Genomic DNA, 15204 nt, shown 5'->3' with positions numbered 1-15204 from the left:
GAAGCATATGCTAGAATGGGATAAATAGACTGATTTTTTAGACAGGGAGTGCTGACTATGGAAATGCCCGCCGCATCCCGTAATGAGATGGGGATGGAGGTTCAGGAATTGAATAAGACCCTCATGATCTTCCGGCAGATAGAGCCTCTCCTCTACGCCATCGGCCGCTCCCATGGTTGTGGGGACGAGGTGATTGCACGTATCCTTTTCAACTGCATCTTTACGCTTCACGATCAAAAGAAGAAGCATGGTCGGGAAAAGGACCGTCATGCACTCATTGCTTTGTTCATGAAAGAATGCAGGGGGATTGCGAGGCCGGTGGAGGGAGAAGAGTTCCCTTCGGTGATCAGCAGGATGAATGAGAGTGAACGTGAAGCGGTTTTACTTGTATATGGCGCAGGTCTTTCAATAGGAGATGTTTCTTCGGTCATGAAGAAGCCGGAGGATGAAGTGAAGGAAGACCTCCTCAGGGGGATCCGCTTCATTCGTAAACACCCCGATGTGGAAGGATGTCCTGAGTACCACCGCCTGTACGTGGACTATCTTGAACGCAGCATCGAGCGGACGGAGAAGGTCGCATTTGAAATGCATATCCACCAGTGCCCCGGGTGTCAGGAAGACCTTGCCACATTTCAGGAGACGCTTCTGGAGTTACGGGAATTCTTTGAGCAGAGCCATGTTCCGGAAGGGTTCCGGCTGAAGCTTGATGGGCTGATCGACACGGAGATGGAGAAACGAAAGAAAAAGAACAAAAAGCGGAAGCGCACGGGCATCATTGCCTTGGTCGCAGCTTTTCTATTACTATTTACGGGTTTTATGACCGATGGATTCGCCTCGATCTACTATACATATGCAGACTGGAAGAATGACGAAGACCCCCTGCTTCGTGAGTTCTATCAATCTGGAATCGGTGAACGCCTGAACCTTACAGCAGAAGACAATGGTGTGAAGATCACGATCAAGACCGCCATCGCCGATGAAATCCAGACGCTGGTTTATTATGAAATTGAAGATATGGAGAAGGACAGGCGCTTGATGGTGGATACGGAAAATGGGTTCACTATCGAAAATCAAATTGACTTCCTTAATGGAGAAGGAAGGGGCATCTTCATGGAAGAGGGGAAAAGTGAGGAAGGAAATGTGGAAGAAAAAAATATACACAAAGGATCCTTCTCACTTCCCCCGATCGTAGATGATGTGGAGGATCCCCTCATAAAACTCAGTTTTACCCAATTGATAGCGATGAGCCCCGATATGAAATCCACTATGGAAGTGTATGCAACCAACGCTATGGAAGAAATGGAGATGACGAGAGGAGATTGGGAGTTCGAAATCCCTGTTGAAAAGAATAAATCCCGTGTTTTGAAACTGAATCAGGAAGTCGAGGTGGAAGGGTTGCCGGTCAGGCTGGAAGAGCTTGTCATCGCACCCACTACGACTGCCCTTACGTATAGTATCCGTGAAGGGGAAGAAGAGCCTTTGTCCATCTTTCAGTTGCTTTTTGATTCTATAAAGACGGAGGAAAAGACTGCATCGATAAACTGGTTCAGTTGGCCGGTCTACCAGGACGATTACGATGATGGATGGAGCTCCTACAGTCAAAATTTTGATTCCTTGTATTTCGAAGAGCTGGGGGAACCGGAGCTAGTGTTTTCCAGACTTCAAATGCATGTGCCGGAAGAGCTAACATTCAAGATTGATTCCACTAAACCCTTCCCCCAAGTCCATGAATACGGAGGTGGAAGCATTGTGGTGGAAGAACCGTCAAAAGACCGTCCGGGAGAAGTCACGATGAAGATGCCTCTAACGGATAATCGAGACTTCGATACCGTTTACATCATGTCGAAGGAAGAATCAGAGGGCAGTGGAGATTTTCGAAATGATGGGGAAATGGAGAGCGTGTATCTTGACCGTAACGGAAAAGAGTTTGAGGAGGAAGATTGGGACTATGAGGAAGTCATGAAAGGGAATTATCCTCGGTCTCTTACGGTGAAGCAATCGTTTAAAATGTTCAAGCAAGGGAAGCCAGCTCCTGACCTAATCCCCACCGAGTTTATAATCGACGGGTACGAAAAAACCGTTTTTCTGGATCAATCCGTGCCCCTGAAGTTTAAAAATAAGTAACCTACCATAAAAAGAAGGCCTTCCGGGGCCCTCTTTTTTCACCACATGGCTTCTTCTTCATTTGTAAGGGTGTAGAATCTTGGCATCCACGTGAGGACCGCAGCAAACGTAACGAGCTGGATCGATATGATGATCGACGCAGGCAGGGATAATCCGACAAGCGGCAAGCCGATTACCAACGGGATCATGGCCAGGATGCTCATGTGGTTGCGCGAACGCCGCGACAGATACTGAGTTGCGCCACATTCCGGACAGGTGAGGGAACGCTTGAAGGTGAAGATCTTCTTGAAGGTTTGTTGCCATGTCCATTCCGTGTTGCAGTGTTGACAGACGGGCATGAGATCACTCCTTTCAAAAGATAGTTTTATTTTACCATAATATGGAGGCGGTTGTGTGGATTTTCGGAAAGTCCATCCTGATGATGCAGGGAAGATCGTTAGACTGATGAAGGAAGTAGAGAAGACTTCTCCGTATATGATGATGGAGGGAGGAGAGAGGAAGACGACGCCCGAGCAGTTCAAGACATTTCTGGAGCGGATTGGTGACTCCTCCACCATACTGGCTGCGGAAGGATTCGGTGAGTTCGTGGGTTACGTCATGATCCTGACCGAAACAACAAGGAAAACATCCCACCGGGCATATATGGTGATCGGTATCCGGGAAGACTGGCGAGGCAAAGGGCTAGGGAAATCACTGATAAGGGAAGGGGTAGAGTGGGCAAAGGAACGTTCCCTTACCAGGCTTGAATTGACGGTCGTCACCGATAATGAACCGGCCATCGCCCTTTACCGGAGGATGGGGTTCGAGATCGAGGGGACAAAACGCCAGTCATTGTACATCGACGGGCGGTATCATGATGAATATTATATGGCACAGCTATTGGAGGCTTGAATATGTTTGTAGTCAATGTGGAAGGGGCGATCCGCCGTGGGGATCGCTGGTTGATGATCAAAAGGAGCGATAAAGAGGAGCACGCTCCGGGCGCGCTCTCCTTCGTGGGAGGGAAATGTGAACGGGAAGAAGCATCCACTGATATCCTTGAGCGTACGCTGCAAAGGGAAATCTATGAGGAAGTGGGTGTCAACGTGACCGACCTCCAGTATGTGAACAGTTCGATCTTCCAAACGGCATCGGGCATTAGTGTGATTGATATCGTCTACATATGCACGCTTCAGGAAGGAGAACCCTACGCGAAGAGTCCCGACGAAGTCGATGAGGTGAAATGGATGACAACGGAAGAAATCCTGGCACATCCAGGAATCCCCGATTTTCTCATACATAATATTCAACAGTGTGAGGCGGTATATCGCTCCCGCTTCAGCGGAGTACATCACGATTCTCATCGATAAAGATGTTCCCGCTGCTTGTGACAACGGCATAGTTGATGTCATCCAAGGAAATCCCCCGGTCCCTGCAAATAGATAGTAGCTGATCACGGTGGGGTGGGATAAGGTTTTCCGTTGCTTTCCCGTCCATGATCAATTCAACGGCAAGGGGTCCTGAAGGCGAAGGAGCGAGGTTCATATCCTTCGGTGTGAGCGGAGAGTAGAGTGCTTTCTTCCTGACAGACAGCATCCCGCTCACTTCGAGGACGACCATGTCCACTTCCGTGATATCAAAGATTCCCTGTTCCCTGAGCTGTTGATTCAGGTTATCCATCGTGAACTTCAGCTTCCTCATGCTTTCCTCAAGGATCTTCCCTTTTTCCATGAGGGTGGTCGGTCTTCCCGATAGGCGACCCCTCCACTTCCGGGACTTGGCGGATGTCAGGAGAAGAATATAGAACAGGAGGATCAGGACACCGAAAGAGATCACCGTGGAACTGAATTGCAGTCGATGGTTGAAGGCCATATTGGCGATCAAGGAGCCGATCGTGATGGAAAGGGCAAAGCTGTAGTGGTTTTTGTGGGAGTTGATATGCTTGCCGAAAAGCAGGGTTGCCAGCACAAGAAGGATGAAACTGAAAGTCGTTCGATACATGGTCATCAAAATATCTTCCACGGCATATTCCCCCTTCAAGGATGATAGTATTCCCTGTTGGTGGAAGTCCCATGTACCCACCGTTGATTATTTTAACTATTATGTAAATTATTGCGGGTTGTATGGTATAATTTTCTTGCATGCATAAGCATAGCCCTAATGATAAAGGAGGCGTTCATGATGAAATCGATTTACACTCATGGGAAAACGCCCCGTGCGCTTTCCCTCATCTGAAAGGGGAACTTGCATTGAAATCAGTCAAATTGGTCGAAGTGAATGAAGAAAATTGGTATGAGTGCTGTCAACTGGAGCTTACGGAGGAACAGTCTTCCTATATGGAGTCCAATGCCGTCTCCATTGCACAATCCAAATTCGAGCCCGGTCTCAAACCATTTGCCATCTATGAAAAGGAACAGGTAGTCGGCTTCCTTATGTTCAACACGGAACGGGAAGAACTCGACGGCTATTGGGTGTACCGGATCATGGTCGATCGCAGGCATCAAGGGAAGGGCATCGGCAAGCGGGCAACGGAAGAAATGCTTGCCATCATGTCGGAGCTACCAGGGTGCGAGCGTATTGTCGTCGGGTACCATCCGGGTAATTTGGGTGCCCATCGTCTATATGAAAGCCTTGGCTTTCAAGATGAAGGCAATCGGTTCGGCAAGGAAATGGCTGTCATCTACCAGGTGACTTCATAAAAGAGAAAACGTCAGGGTCTTGATCCTGGCGTTTTCTCTTTTATGAAGAAGGGAGGAAAGATAATGGAATTCATGAATTGGTTGTTTCTTGTTTTATTCTTCGGCTTGATTGTCCTTTTTTTCGTCTCCTTCACGCTGTTCATCCGGCGCAGCGTCTATCGGTCGATGGCAAGGAATGAGCGGATCGATGAGGTGGAGGCGAAGCTTGATCGGATCCTGGCTCATCTGGAAAAACCGAAAAAGTAAGAGGATGGGACAAAACTAAAAAAGGCCCCTTTAATGCCGAATACGATCAGTATAGGATCTTACTACCGCTCATGATCTCCGTGCAAGACTTCGCTTTCCGCGGGTAGCCCGTGAGCCTCCTCGGCACGCCTGCGGGGTCTCACATCAGCTACTCTTCCCGCAGGAGTCTTCGTCTTGCACTCCGATCAACCGCTGGAAAGGATGAAATTTGAATGGTCATTAAACGAATGTAAAACCCGAATCATTTGCTTTATCGTAGGCAAATGATTCGGGTTTTACTATGACTAAAACATGTTTGTCTCAGCCTCTTTGCTTTAAATGAAGATGATTGGATAAGAGGGAAAGGGCGACTTCATAGGACGGCTTGTGGAATCGTTTTGAAAATGGATCGGCAAACCCATAGCTTCCAGCCACTGATAGGGCCGTTACATGTTCTATTTTTATGTGACGGATGAACTCTTCTACCGGAAATGATGGTTCACTTTCCCCATACAGTAGGAGGGTGGGGGACTGTGGACGAATCTCTCCATAATCCCTGATCCGAGAGCCATAAAAGCAGACGGTTCGTTTTACCTCAGGCATCGGACTGCACATCCAGGCAATCGTCGCACCGATGCTGAAGCCCACGACATACACGCGTTCAAAGGTGCGACTACACTCCTCGATGACTTCGCGCGCATGTTTCGAGGCAGACTGAAAGCCGATCTCATTCATAAACGATTCATAAGCCACTTCTTCCTCCTTATAGCTGAACACAGAAGGGATCAAGGAAGGGATGACAACCTCGAATCCTTGCTGTCGGAGCCATTTCTCATAGTGTTTCATGTGATCATTGAGGCCATAGATTTCATGGAGGAGAACTACGACGGCTTTCCATTTTCTCATGATCGCCAATCCACAGGCGGCTTTTTCAACTGAACGGCTACCCCAAGTTCCTTTCCTGCAGCAAACATGAATTCTTTCCTGAAGAAATAACTTTCATGCACCACAATCTGATTGTTTTCCACTTCCTGCACCTGGATATCGTGCAGCTCTCCGTCGTCGGTGATGACCACGATGACGTTTCTTCCCCAAAGGGTGATCCGTTTTGCAGTGTGTCCCGGCAGCCCGAACCGCATGGATCCTTTCTTCATTTCTGCTTTGGAGTATTCCTGGAAACCGAGGAATGCTTCATTGTGGGCGGTTGAACTGAAGAGGCTGAGGAGCTTATCGAGATTGCCGGTATTGAAGGCTTCAAGGTACATGTCAATGGTCTCATTCGTTTCGTTGTCTTTGGTCTTCAAAGGCTTCACTTCCCACGAGTGGTTTTCCTTAAGATTCTGCCGGGCGCGCTGAAGAGCCGCGTAGATACCTCCTCGCGTCGTGTGGACAATAGCTGCTGCTTCCTCTGCACTGAAGCGGAAGACATCCACAAGGAGAAAGGCAGCCGCCTGCTTCGGGGTAAGGGATTCGTGGACTTTAAGGAGTGCTTCCTCCAACTCAAGGGTGTCCATGGGTGGTACACCACTGATGTCACCTTCGGGGAGACGGCCCACCTCATGCTTTCGCTTCCTGCACAAATCAAACCACGCATTCGTGGCCATCCTGAACAGATACGATTTCTGATCCGTGAGATCACTCCAGCGCTCCGGAAGCATCCCGAATGCTTTTAGCAGTGTTTCCTGATACAGGTCTTCACCGTCCCACGGGGATCCCGTGATATAGGTGCAATATGACCACAAATCTTTAGAAAAGGCATCTACCATGGTGGAAAAAGCATCCCTTGCCATTCTCGTTTCTTCTATTATATTCTGCGCGATATCCTGCTTCATTGTTTCTCCTCCTCTTCATCTTCTCATCAATATAACGTATCAACGCTCGGAGATTATACGGGGTATATGAAAAATGTTGAACGTTTCCCTGCTTAGTTCAACGACGAGTACCTTTGTATAGTCACTATCATAGCAGGCGGTGGTCCTAGGATTGAATATTTTCCTAAAATATATATGAAGTTTCCATAGGATAACGAGTGGGATAAAGGGAACAAGATTAAAAGAAGTAAACAAATGGGGAGTCAGAGGTTTAGGGAGCTTATAAAGAGACATCTATCTAGGTTTCGTATATCGCTTCCTCCGGGTCAGGTGGGGACTGAGAGTTGTCCTTTTGAATGCCATTTCCATCCTGGCGGTCGTCAGCTTCTAACAAAAGGCACGGAGGGGATCCCTCCGTGCCTTTTCACGCTGCGGCTCTACCGTTCTTATCAACTCCATAATGGGAGCGGATCAAGAAGAAGGACGCTGGTACGATGATGATGAGGCCGATCGTTAGAAAAGCATTCCGTGTGGAAAGGGTGAAGAACATGTTCGAGCCGAACAGGATTCCCAGGGGCATGGTGATACGCAGCATGAGGAGCCGGACGGCACTGAGCTGTGCCAGTCGTTCCCTCGGTGCGGCCTGTTGGAAAATCGCGGCGCTCCTTGCGTTGAAGAGAGGGAACAGGAGTCCTCCCAACAGTTCGCATCCCCATGCTACCGGGATCGAAGGTGCCATCCAGAGAAGGGCGAACGACAGGCCGCCACCGATGAGTCCTGCATACATGATCCAAGAGTACAGGGGCATTTTTTTCAACATCCATGTACCGAGTACATAGCCGATGGGGAACGATGCCGAGAAGAGGGCATATTCCCATGGCGATCCGCCCATTTCCCCACGTATGAATGGGATGGAAAGCACCATGGCCGCTCCCACGGCAAACTGGACCAGTGATGACAGGCCCGTCATCCGTACTAGGACGGGATAGCGGAAAAAGACGCGGTAGCCTTCCTTCAATTCATGCCACCAGCTTCCTTTTATCCATTCCGCGGCCTCTGTTTGAGGAAGCCGTGACAGAGACAGCGCACTGAATAGGAACAATCCTGAAGAGAGGGCATAGATCAGCTGGGTCGGAACCACGATGAGAAGGAGGGCGGTCACCCCGGGAGCGAGAAAGCTCATGAGCCTCATGGTTCCATCGAGGATCCCGTTGGCTTCCGTGAGTTCCTCCTCACGGCAGAGGTCAGGAAGGATGGAAAAGGACAGGCTTGCATAGATCGGTTGAAGAAGCCCCAGACACAGCTGGAGCAGAATTAATCCGCTGAGGACAAGTGTGTCCATTCCGCTTACGTACCCAATGAGGGGGAACAGATAAGCGGCCGATCGCAGCAGTTGGATCCTCTTCAATACTTTTTCCTTTGCCACATGATTGAGGAATGGCGCGCTCATCCCCTGCAAGACCAGCGACGGAAGGAAGTAGACGAGCCAAAGGAGGCCCATCCATTCCCGTGAACCCGTCAGCTCATACAGAATGAGCCCATTGATGATGCCGCCTGCCGCCCCGGCAAGTTCAGAGACGATCTCCCCGACCCAGAGGGCCTTGAATGCTTTATTCTTCATGGTTTTTTCCCAAGAAGAAGGAGAGATCCTCATGGAGTTCAGAGATCCGCTGCGGGTTTGCGGAATAGACGCCTTTGGCGGACGTCACGAGCTTGGAAGCTTTCAAGAGTGACAGCTGATGGTGAAGCGTCGTCTTAGACACATCGAGCTTTATGCTCAACTCCTGGAGGCTGAGTGGTCCATGCTGCAGAAGATGGAGGACTTTGAGCCTCAGCTCGTCCCCCAATGCTTTATACCCGTTCACCATCGCCTTTCCCGGCACCCCTTGTTCCAACAGATACTCTTCCCTTAATGGATAGAAGAATAGTTTCGTATCAGGGGTCCTTTGCTCAAGGAGCCATGGACGATAGGAGATCTGGGGGATGAGCTTGACCTCCCAGATGGATGGTTCGGGTACGTATGCCGTCCCTGCTATCCGCTGTACCGATTCGGTTACGGAAGCTTCCTTGTCGATGACATGGAAGGAGGCCTCTCGATCAAGCGCCGACTTCCACTTGCCCCATTCTGCTTTTTCCTCCATAAATTCCTGCCAACCATTCTGTACGGACTGGAAGAGGTCTTTCATTTGTGAAAACGAATGGGAGGCAAGGGAGGCAATATACCCGCCGAAAAACTCATGGGTCTTGAACTCATTAGCATAGCGGTGGAAGTCGCGATCGTGAGAAGTTTGAAGGCGCAGTGCTTCTGAATGCCGGTCCTTGTAGGGAAGAATGGTTGAATAAAATGTCGATTCCTCCATCCGGCACAGTTCATCCGAGAAGTCTTGAACCGTGGAGGCGGAGAACGTTGCCTGCAACATCATGAGGGCAAACCACTGGTTGGTATCCTCGATTATCCGAAGATCCTCCTTGAGTGTTTCAGACAGGGTTGTCTGGGACCACTCTTCATCACAATCAAAGGTATGGCGGAGCTTCCGGTGTGTATAGGCGCTGATACCGAGAATGATCTCCCATACGGGTGACCAATCGACGGAAACGGTGGGGCTTTCTTGCATCTGGGACAAATGGTAGTTCATGGATGATTCCTCCTTTTCTATTATTCTAAAATAATCGAATATAAAATTCAATATATTTAGAAATTAATAGAAGGGCATGTCCATTTCCGTGAGCACAATGATCAAAATGTGCAAAAAGGGTTTAAATCCAATTTATTATGAAAACGGTTACATTTATAATGTAGTCCTTTATGATGAGGACAGATTCACCTGATACTACACATGAAAGAGGAGGGGTTTGAATGAAGAAAAGGTTTACGATTACGGTATTATCTATGATTTTATTCATGGCGGGATGTTCCGGACAATCATCCAGTCAAAAGTCAGACGGTCCGTGGAAGCCGACGAAGGCGATTGAAATTGTCGCACCTGCAGGAGCGGGCGGCGGATGGGATACGACAGCCAGGATGGCGGCTAAAGTCTTTGAAGAAGATAAACTGATCGACAAAGGTGTCGGGGTCGTCAACAAACCCGGTGGGGGAGGGGCAGTGGCCTGGTCTTCTGTGTTTGCCCAAAAGGATCCACATCAAATGTTCGTTGCATCCCCGCCGCTCCTGCTTGTTCCACTGAACGGGCAATCAAAGTATGGATATGAAGATTTCACTCCTCTTGCGAATATGATTGCGGACTACGGTGCGTTTGCCGTGAACGCCGATGCGAAATGGAATAATCTCAATGAACTATTCGAGGATATGAAGAAAGATCCTTCAAGCATCTCCATCGTCGGTACTTCGGCTCCGGGAAGCATGGACCACATTCAATTCGTCAAGGTGGCTAAGGCCGCAGGAGTGGATGTGAAAAAGATCAAGTACGTGTCCGACCAGGACGGGGGGGCGCTAACGCAATTGCTGAACGGCAGTGTGCAGGTTTACTCCACTGGGGTAGGGGAGACGATCGAACAAGTAAAGGCAGGCAAGATCAAAGTGTTGGGTGTGACTTCTGAAGAGCGGATGACAGGAGAGGTATTGGAAGATATTCCGACTGTTAAGGAGCAGGGAATCGATGCCACCTTCATCAACTGGAGAGGATTCTTCGGACCGCCTGATATGAGTGATGCAGAGATCAAGTACTATGAAGATAAATTCAAGGCGCTGAACGATTCTGAAGGCTGGAAGGAAATCAGGGAAAACTTCGGTTGGAATGAAATGTTCATGACAAGTGACGAATACAACGATTTCCTGAAAGAACAGAATGACGAAATGAAAGCCCTCCTCGACGAAATCGGGTTGGGTCAATAATCAAATCAAATACCGGCGCGGGGCGATGGGTTCCATCGTCCCTGCCTGATAGGCGGTGTGCAATCGTGATCAATACGATGAATAAGAAAATGGGCATCATCCTTGCCGTTATCTCGGTCATTTACTTATATTTCAGCTTTACACTACCTGAATACCCTTATGTTCCGGTGGATTCCGATGCTGTTCCGATCGTTCTCGGATTCATTCTATTATTCCTTTCTGTGCTGCTCTTTTTCAGTAAACCGCAAGAAGACGAGGAAGAAAAGCTTCCAAAAGGAGAGGGCAAGGTCATCCTGGCGGTCCTGGGATTTGTCCTCATGTTCATTCTGCTATTGGAACCGCTTGGCTTCGTCCTTACCACCTTTTTATTCATCAGCATCAATTCAAGATTCCTGGGCTACAAAAAGTGGGTAAGCAATATCATTGTTTCACTCGCGTTACCTCTCAGCATTTATTTTCTATTCGTATCATTTTTAAAAATACAACTCCCTTCGGGGATCCTGCCATTCTAAAGGAGGGATGACGGTTGAGCATCTTTGAAGGTATCCTCACAGGATTTCAAGTCGCACTCAGCTTAAAAGGTCTTTCATTCGTATTCATCGGTGTCGTCACAGGCACCATCATCGGGATGATTCCCGGTCTCGGCCCGATCACAGCGATTGCGGTCATGATCCCCATCACGTATGGGATGGACCCGGCACTTGCCCTCCTCCTCATGGCAGGTGTCTATTACGGATCGGCCTATGGAGGAGCTGCTTCTTCCATCCTCCTCAATGCACCGGGAGAGTCCATGGCGGTCCCGACTACATTTGACGGTTATCCCCTTGCCAAGCAGGGGAAGGCGGGCAAAGCCCTGGCCATCGCAGCTTTGGCTTCATTCACAGGCGGGACGATCAGTGTCATCCTGCTGACGCTTTTCGCCCCATTCCTTGCGAAAGTGGCCATTTCTTTCGGGCCGGCTGAGTATTTCGCCCTTATGCTCATGGGGTTGATGACCGTCGCAAGTTTTACAAGTGGTTCAACCATCAAGGCGCTGATCTCCGCAACGGTGGGCTTCATCATCGCAACGATCGGAATCGACTCCCAGACAGGGACCGCCCGCTTCACATTCGGGAATATCAATCTCATGGAAGGGATCGATTTCCTTGTGATCGCATTGGGATTATTCGCACTTGCGGAAGTGACCTCCCTGATCCGTGAGCGGAAAGAACGAAGCATGTTCGACAGTGAGTTCGGGAGCATGAAATTATCAAAAGCCGAGGTGAAGGAACTTTCCGTTCCGGTCACGAGGCAGTCACTCATGGGCTTCATCATCGGGGTGCTTCCTGGGGCAGGTGGAACCATCGCTTCATTCCTCGGATATATCACAGAGAAGAAGCTTTCAAAGAAACCGGAGGAATTCGGTAAAGGGGCCATCGTCGGACTCGCAGCCCCGGAGTCAGCCAATAACAGTGCGTCAAGCGGTGCGTTCGTGCCATTGCTGAGCCTCGGGATCCCTGGTTCAGGTACAACGGCCGTCATGCTCGGTGCCCTGATCGTCCTCGGCGTTCAGCCTGGACCGCTCATGATCAGTGATCATCCGGATATTTTCTGGGGAGTCATTGCCAGTATGTATATCGGGAATGTCATCCTGCTGATCTTGAACCTTCCTTTGATCCCTTATATTTCGAAGCTTTTGAAGGTACCGAAGCCGATGCTGATCTCTCTTGTCATCATGTTTTGTATCATCGGGGTGTACGGAATCAGCTTCAGGACATTCGATTTATTCCTCCTCGTCATCTTCGGGATCATCGGATATTTCATGGCACGCATGAACTTCCCTGCAGCACCCATGCTCCTTGCTTTCATTCTCGGAGGGATGATGGAGCGTTCCCTCAGACAGGCCCTGACGATATCCGACGGAAGCCTGCTGATTTTCGTGCAAAAACCAATTTCCGCAACACTGCTAGCGATTGCATTCCTTTCTTTCATCGTTCCGCTTCTGAAAACATGGAGAAAGAGAAAATCCAGTGGTGATGAAGAAGAAACGAATAGCCAGGCATCATAAGAGTGGGACCCTTCGGGGATCCTGCTCTTTTTTTCTGTTTTCTTGTGGTAAGCTTGGGATATGAAGGCGTAGCGGTGGGGAGGGGGAATCCAGTGGGAAATTATTCAGAAGAAAAAGCGTGGAAAAGAGCTCAGAGGATGGGAAAGGTGAACTATTTAATCATAGTCGGCATCCTGGCGGGTGGAGGAGCGTTCTTCGGCTTATCCGTTTTGTTGTCTTATATCAGTGGTTCAGATATCGACCTGTTTCAGACGTTCCTTTCTGCCCTTTCCTTTGGAGTGGTATACGGGTACTTGTCCTGGAAGTTCACGAAGAGAAGGTATGAGAAGAAGCGGTAGACCTGCGCCTCTTCTGATATGGGGGGCGCTGAGCAGGAAATCCTGACGGTGCCGGAAGTGGTTAATGAAGCATCAGTTTTTCCTTATCGGCGACCCATCAACGGACGATCTAATTCGTATTCCCATCCACGATGCTTTCCCGGATATCTTCTACATCCTCAGCTTTCAATAAATCCTTGATATTCACACGTTTTGCCTGCTTCATGGCATCCTTATAACCATCCATATCATTGTTATGGACAGTCTGATAATCAGATTGTTCGATGACGTACACCCAGGCCAGCGTATCTCCCGTGGATGATAGCTCTTGATTGACCGCGTTGATGACGGGAGCGGATGCCAGAAGTTTCTCTCCTGGATTTCCCTGTCTTTCATCATACATAAACAATGCCACATTCCCATCATGGACAAAGGGTTCTTCAAGCACTCCGGAATCGTCGGAGTCATAAAACCTTGTAACGTGGATCTTATTAAACCCGTATTGCTTGAGCTCATCCGATTCCTTGGAATGAGAAAGATCCGAATTGAACGATTTGAGCGGCTCCCCCATGGCATAATTGTCACCTTCAACTTCCAATCGGATCATTTTTTTATTTGTCCATACTTCGAACACTTCAAAGGGGTGATCGGTTAGTTGTACGGTGTAGATGCGATTGTGTTTCTGTTTTTTGCAATCATCGCATCTGCTATCAATGATTCTACTATCCTCTTCATATTTTTCTTTGACATAAGAGGCAACCTTCTTTTCATCCGTCTGATAGATGACTAGGACAACCATCGTTCCGGCAAGAAGGAGTAAAAGGGACAGGCCGCTTATCCTCTTTTTCATGCAAACACCACCCATTAAAATTATCGTTTCATATAAGTGTATCATGCTTTCAAGCTATTCGTTCTACCTATAAAAATTGAGGGTTCTATTTGAATCATGGGAATGATGTAGGTGTTCCTGTTTGCAAACAAGGTTAAGGAAGCGGGGGCAACGAAAACATCGGGGTGTGTAGCCAAGTCAGAAACATGGAAGAACAAAAAAACGCAGGAGTGCATCCTGCGTTCGTTTACCTCTCAAGTCCGCTGGCGTTCTCGACATGGGTCTCGGGTTCGGGGTGAATAAAGATGACGGCTTTCTTGAATTCCTGCCTGATCCGGTCTTCAATGCGATCGCATAGCTTATGGACGTTTTCAATGCTTTCTTTTGACGGCACAACCATGTGGAAGTCGATATATTCGATGGCTCCTGCGCGCCGCGTACGGAAGTCGTGGACCTGGATGTATTCATCCTGAAATGAATCGATCACGTCCAGGATCACCTGCTCCTCTTCATCGGATAGACGGGCATCGATGAGGGGAGGGAAGGCTTCTTTCATGAGCTTCGTTGCTTCGATCATGATATAGATGGCAAGCCCGATCCCGATCAGGGGATCCAGGAACGTCCATCCCGTGACGGTGACGAGGAGGAGGCTCGCTGCGACTCCGAGGGAAGTGAACACGTCTGTAAGCAGGTGGAGGGCATTTGATTTCATGGCCACGGAATTGACTTTCTTGGCCTCTCGGTTCACGATCCGGGAGACGATGAAATTGATGAGGGCTCCGAGGACCATGACGCCGACTCCGAGTATCGGAAGCTTGATCGGTTCAGGGTAAATGAGTTTATGGACACACTCATAAATGATCCAGATTCCCGCTACATAGATCAGCAGGGTCTCGATCGTACCCGAAATATTTTCAACTTTCCCGTGGCCATACGGATGCTCCGGATCTGCAGGTTTTCCTGATATACGGACGGAGATATAGGCGATCAGAGAGGCGATGAGGTCCAATGATGAGTGGATGGCCTCTGATATGACAGCGACGGATCCGGTGAGGATGCCGACGATGAATTTTAATAGGACAACGAAGGAATTACTGAGTACGGATAAGAAGGCAATGCCTGAGGTATTTTTCATATATGTTCACCCTATTCTATTTTCTATGTTTCTATCGTACCAAGCCCGGTGTGAGTGGGTCTACAGCAACCTTATTTGAAGAAGAAACATATGTTTTGACCGGTGAAAAGGGTTGGATGAAGGAAACTTTATAGGCTGAGGAGAAATACAGACGGTATAAGGCACGAAGCATATTTTTTAGTGAG

17 protein-coding genes are annotated in these 15204 nt (G+C 48.8%); 9 read left to right on the top strand and 8 right to left on the bottom strand.

Annotated features, from left to right (window positions below; genetic code table 11):
• Positions 1–57 precede the first annotated feature (57 nt).
• Positions 58–2124: a DUF4179 domain-containing protein gene (locus tag AF331_RS10970; protein WP_053428170.1), complete on the top strand. Its 2067-nt coding sequence runs from the start codon at positions 58–60 to the stop codon at positions 2122–2124.
• Between the two features lie 38 nt (positions 2125–2162).
• Here AF331_RS10970 and AF331_RS10965 read toward each other — a convergent pair whose 3' ends face one another.
• On the bottom strand, positions 2163–2462 hold the full coding sequence (locus AF331_RS10965; protein WP_053428169.1) for a TIGR04104 family putative zinc finger protein: 300 nt from the start codon (positions 2460–2462) through the stop codon (positions 2163–2165).
• Between the two features lie 55 nt (positions 2463–2517).
• Between AF331_RS10965 and AF331_RS10960 the strand changes: the two genes are divergently transcribed.
• Positions 2518–3015, top strand: coding sequence for a GNAT family N-acetyltransferase (locus AF331_RS10960; protein ID WP_053428168.1), 498 nt, complete (start codon positions 2518–2520; stop codon positions 3013–3015).
• Positions 3016–3017: 2 nt separating this feature from the next.
• The gene (locus AF331_RS10955) at positions 3018–3473 is read left to right on the top strand and encodes an NUDIX hydrolase (RefSeq protein ID WP_053428167.1); all 456 of its coding nucleotides are present in this window, start codon (positions 3018–3020) and stop codon (positions 3471–3473) included.
• On the opposite strand, the gene AF331_RS10950 is transcribed toward AF331_RS10955, so the two are convergent.
• Entirely contained in the window at positions 3442–4125 is a 684-nt protein-coding gene (locus AF331_RS10950; RefSeq protein ID WP_053428166.1) for a DUF421 domain-containing protein, read from the bottom strand. The two genes, AF331_RS10955 and AF331_RS10950, sit on opposite strands and share 32 nt — an antisense overlap.
• Before the next feature lie 227 nt (positions 4126–4352).
• On the opposite strand from AF331_RS10950, the gene AF331_RS10945 reads away from it, so the two are divergent.
• Positions 4353–4802: a GNAT family N-acetyltransferase gene (locus AF331_RS10945; RefSeq protein WP_053428930.1), complete on the top strand. Its 450-nt coding sequence runs from the start codon at positions 4353–4355 to the stop codon at positions 4800–4802.
• Between the two features lie 72 nt (positions 4803–4874).
• Positions 4875–5048: a DUF4083 domain-containing protein gene (locus AF331_RS10940; protein WP_235576369.1), complete on the top strand. Its 174-nt coding sequence runs from the start codon at positions 4875–4877 to the stop codon at positions 5046–5048.
• Positions 5049–5348: 300 nt separating this feature from the next.
• On the opposite strand, the gene AF331_RS10935 is transcribed toward AF331_RS10940, so the two are convergent.
• From AF331_RS10935 to AF331_RS10920, 4 genes are all read right to left on the bottom strand, one after another.
• Complete coding sequence (locus AF331_RS10935) at positions 5349–5933, bottom strand: dienelactone hydrolase family protein (RefSeq protein WP_053428164.1); 585 nt, start codon at positions 5931–5933, stop codon at positions 5349–5351.
• Positions 5930–6859 carry an RNA polymerase sigma factor gene (locus AF331_RS10930; protein ID WP_053428163.1) on the bottom strand — a complete coding sequence of 310 codons (930 nt, stop codon included), beginning with the start codon at positions 6857–6859 and terminating at the stop codon, positions 5930–5932. Before AF331_RS10930 ends, AF331_RS10935 begins: the two co-directional genes overlap by 4 nt.
• Positions 6860–7262: 403 nt before the next feature.
• Positions 7263–8459, bottom strand: coding sequence for an MFS transporter (locus tag AF331_RS10925; protein WP_053428162.1), 1197 nt, complete (start codon positions 8457–8459; stop codon positions 7263–7265).
• A complete protein-coding gene (locus tag AF331_RS10920; RefSeq protein ID WP_053428161.1) occupies positions 8449–9474 on the bottom strand; it encodes an ArsR/SmtB family transcription factor in 1026 nt (341 codons plus the stop codon). Before AF331_RS10920 ends, AF331_RS10925 begins: the two co-directional genes overlap by 11 nt.
• 221 nt (positions 9475–9695) lie before the next feature.
• Between AF331_RS10920 and AF331_RS10915 the strand changes: the two genes are divergently transcribed.
• The 4 genes from AF331_RS10915 (at position 9696) to AF331_RS10900 (ending at position 13076) form a co-directional block, all read left to right on the top strand.
• Entirely contained in the window at positions 9696–10691 is a 996-nt protein-coding gene (locus tag AF331_RS10915; protein ID WP_053428160.1) for a tripartite tricarboxylate transporter substrate binding protein, read from the top strand.
• 65 nt (positions 10692–10756) lie between these two features.
• Positions 10757–11203, top strand: coding sequence for a tripartite tricarboxylate transporter TctB family protein (locus AF331_RS10910; protein WP_053428159.1), 447 nt, complete (start codon positions 10757–10759; stop codon positions 11201–11203).
• A gap of 14 nt (positions 11204–11217) precedes the next feature.
• Positions 11218–12738 carry a tripartite tricarboxylate transporter permease gene (locus AF331_RS10905; RefSeq protein WP_053428158.1) on the top strand — a complete coding sequence of 507 codons (1521 nt, stop codon included), beginning with the start codon at positions 11218–11220 and terminating at the stop codon, positions 12736–12738.
• Between the two features lie 146 nt (positions 12739–12884).
• Entirely contained in the window at positions 12885–13076 is a 192-nt protein-coding gene (locus AF331_RS10900) for a hypothetical protein (RefSeq protein ID WP_152915604.1), read from the top strand.
• A 109-nt stretch (positions 13077–13185) separates the two neighbouring features.
• Here AF331_RS10900 and AF331_RS10895 read toward each other — a convergent pair whose 3' ends face one another.
• Both AF331_RS10895 and AF331_RS10890 read right to left on the bottom strand, forming a co-directional pair.
• Positions 13186–13905 carry a hypothetical protein gene (locus tag AF331_RS10895; protein WP_053428156.1) on the bottom strand — a complete coding sequence of 240 codons (720 nt, stop codon included), beginning with the start codon at positions 13903–13905 and terminating at the stop codon, positions 13186–13188.
• A gap of 226 nt (positions 13906–14131) precedes the next feature.
• A complete protein-coding gene (locus AF331_RS10890; RefSeq protein ID WP_053428155.1) occupies positions 14132–15019 on the bottom strand; it encodes a cation diffusion facilitator family transporter in 888 nt (295 codons plus the stop codon).
• Positions 15020–15204: the final 185 nt, after the last annotated feature.

Origin of the sequence: Rossellomorea marisflavi (assembly GCF_001274775.1) — a bacterium.
In the GTDB taxonomy this organism is placed as follows: Bacteria; Bacillota; Bacilli; order Bacillales; family Bacillaceae_B; genus Rossellomorea; species Rossellomorea marisflavi.
This window is presented reverse-complemented; position numbering and strand designations above follow the sequence as displayed.